2 protein-coding genes are annotated in these 2,896 nt (G+C 46.0%); one reads left to right on the top strand and one right to left on the bottom strand.

Translation table 11 applies throughout. From position 1 onward, the window contains the following. Positions 1-152: 152 nt before the first annotated feature. Positions 153-1,769 (bottom strand): peptide ABC transporter substrate-binding protein, encoded by a 1,617-nt coding sequence (locus tag PF479_RS13815; RefSeq protein ID WP_298007598.1) that lies wholly within the window; start codon positions 1,767-1,769, stop codon positions 153-155. A 90-nt stretch (positions 1,770-1,859) separates the two neighbouring features. On the opposite strand from PF479_RS13815, the gene PF479_RS13810 reads away from it, so the two are divergent. Next, positions 1,860-2,741, top strand: a complete 882-nt coding sequence (locus tag PF479_RS13810) for a 1-acyl-sn-glycerol-3-phosphate acyltransferase (RefSeq protein WP_298007596.1) — start codon at positions 1,860-1,862, stop codon at positions 2,739-2,741. The last annotated feature ends 155 nt before the right edge of the window (positions 2,742-2,896 follow it).

Below are 2,896 nucleotides of genomic sequence, written 5' to 3'. Positions count from 1 at the left end.
AAACCCAATTTTGAGTGCTAAAAACGAGTATTTTGAGAATATTTTCAGTATTTTTATATATTCCATACTTTTTAATGGCAAAATTCGAGAAATTGATACCTAAGAAAATCTATCAATTTCCAGCTGAATATCACCATAGCTCTTTACTGGGATCAATAATGAAGATATTTCAAAGAGCTGTAGTAACCGGGAAATCTCAAGGGTCCAGCCTTCCATTTCCTCCGGTCAATCAGCTGAGGCAGGCTGTTAAAAAACAAAGGGATGATAAGGGAGTCTTCAATCAACACCATTTCGGCTTTTCTCTGTAGTGATCTCCGGTCAGAACCGTTTTCCAGAGACTCGGCCTCCAGGATAATCCTATCAAATTCAGGACTGGTATACACCGATCCCCAGCGCCTTTCTCCCGTGAGAAAAAGAGACAAAAAATCATGAGGGTCATTATATTCCGCTGACCAGCCGCCAAGGGCCAGATGATACTCTCCATTCTCCCGGGCTTTATAGAAATCAAGCCAATCCAGAGCATGACCTTCGATAGGGATTCCACCCCGATCCTCCCATTGACTGATCAGGGCTTCTGCAAGGATGCGGTGCCCTTCATCTGTGGGATATATCATGATCAGAGGCTGCCATTCTGGATCAGCAGTGAAAAGCTGCCCCGACCGTTCCAATCCTGCCAGGGGATGGGAAGGTCCCCTATGATCCCGATACAGGGAAGGGGGAACCAGGGATTCCGAAGGAATCTGAGCTGCTCTCAGTGTTTCGTCGATCAGGGCTTCACGATCCAGAGATGTAAGCAGCAATTGACGCAGTCCAGGATCATCCAACGGGGTTCTGCTGGGATTCAGGATATAAAAATAGCTCATAAACCCGGCTGAATTGTCAAAATCATACCTGTAGTCCAGGTCATATAGTTTTTCAAGGGGCAGGGCTCCCCGGGTCAGCCAATCCGCCTTGCCTTCCAGATAGAGTTTCAGACCATCCTCGTGTGTCCGAACCTCCAGAAGCAGAATTCGCTCTGGACCAGAGGCTTCAGGATTCTGATCCCGGGACAGCAGAATCACTTTGCCCTTTTCGTCCACACCCTGATGATAGTGCCCTGACGTCCTGATACCGGCCAGAGCTTCAAAATCGAAAAATTTGAGCTCAAAAAAAGTCGGCGGGTATAAGAAGAAGGCATAATGAGTCAGGAGATTCAGGGCAAAGGGATAGGACCTTGTGAACTCAAGTTCCAGAACATTCCCAGGGAGGACCCGGATGCCCAATTCATCATCAGTCAGGGAACCTTGTACATAGGCCTCACCATTGAGAATAAACCGGGAGAGGTAGAGGCTTGCCGGAGACTCCAGTCCCAGATTCAGGGTACGGACGAAGGAACTCCTGAACTCTTCGGCTTTGATGGGGGAGCCATCGCTCCAGCGCTTGTCTCCCAGGGTGAAACGATAGATTTTACCATCATCAATGACCTCCCATGAGGCGGCAAGAGCCGGTTCAATCTGAAGAGTTTCAGGATTGATGCCCACCAGTCCTTCAAAGAGCTGACTGAGTATAAGGATTTCCGTATCATCAGGGCCTGTTTTGAATAAGGGTTTTTCCCCCGCGGAAGAGATGATGATTCTGAAAATGTCTATTCTGTCTTTCCTGACCGGAGGAGCTGGATTATCCCTGGTTCCCCCGGCAGACAGAGGCGGCGGAGAAAGGAACAGAGTGAGGACAAAACCAAGATAAACGGGTTTGATTATTGAAAAATGGCAGATCATGATAATCATCATAATCTGCCGGGAAATAATACTCCAGAACAAAAAGAATGGACATTATAAAGACTTGCACAAAACGGAAAATTGGGAGCATTATAATAGTATATGAATATATCCGTTGAACGGCTTCTAGAGATGATAGAAGCACTTAAAAACAATCTCCATGGTGATTATGTAGCCCGTCCCGACAATGTCTATCTTGAGGGCGAACCCAAAAACAGAAAAATCATCGGAGATCTTGTAGAAAAAATAATGAAACCCGGCAGTGCCATCCGGGGAGTGAAAAACCTGAAGGAACTGTATGAGCGTTCCCAAAAGGGAAAAGCCTGTCTCCTTCTCATAGAGCATTACAGCAACTTTGATTACCCGGCCTTATACAGACTCATTGAAAAGACAGAAGATCTCGGTCCTGAAGTAGCAGAGACCCTCCTCCCCATCCAGGGAATGAAACTATCTGAATCCAGTGGTCTGACCGCCGCCTTTTCCAACTCCTACAATACAATCGTCATTTACCCCAGCCGAAGCATCGACAGTGAGTCGGACCCTGTCAAACAGGCGGAAATCAGAAAGATCAGCATGCCCATCAACCATTCGGCCATGAAAGAGCTGACCCATAGAAAGTATCATGGGAACATCGTGATTGTGTTCCCCGCAGGAACGAGATACAGATCCTGGGTTCCTGAATCAAAAAAAGGAGTACGAGAAATCTATACTTATCTGAAAGCCTTTGATTATGTCTCCTTTGTCAGCATCAATGGCAACCTTCTGCCTCCCAGCAAGGAAGACAACATGGAAAAAGATACTTTTCAGAGTGATGTGATCCTGTTCACTGTAAGCAAACCGGTGAAAGGGAAAGATTTTCGCAACGAAAAGACAGCCCTCACTCCCGAGGGTACAGATTCTAAACAGTTTGTTGTGGATCAGGTCATGGCTGAACTGGACAAACAGCATCAGGAAGCCGAAGAGTGCCGAAAAACACTCCTCTAGCAGCCTGTCGGACTTAATCATTATTGTTCTATTTTCGATCTTTTTCATCTCTTCTTCGTCACTCAATTGTCAAATATGCTCGATATTCTCCTCATTCGTTCCTAAAATAGAAGAAAAATCTCTAAAAATAGTTTCAAAAGCACTAAGTCCGACAG

This window comes from Oceanispirochaeta sp. (assembly GCF_027859075.1).
Lineage (GTDB): Bacteria > Spirochaetota > Spirochaetia > DSM-2461 > DSM-2461 > Oceanispirochaeta.
This window is presented reverse-complemented; position numbering and strand designations above follow the sequence as displayed.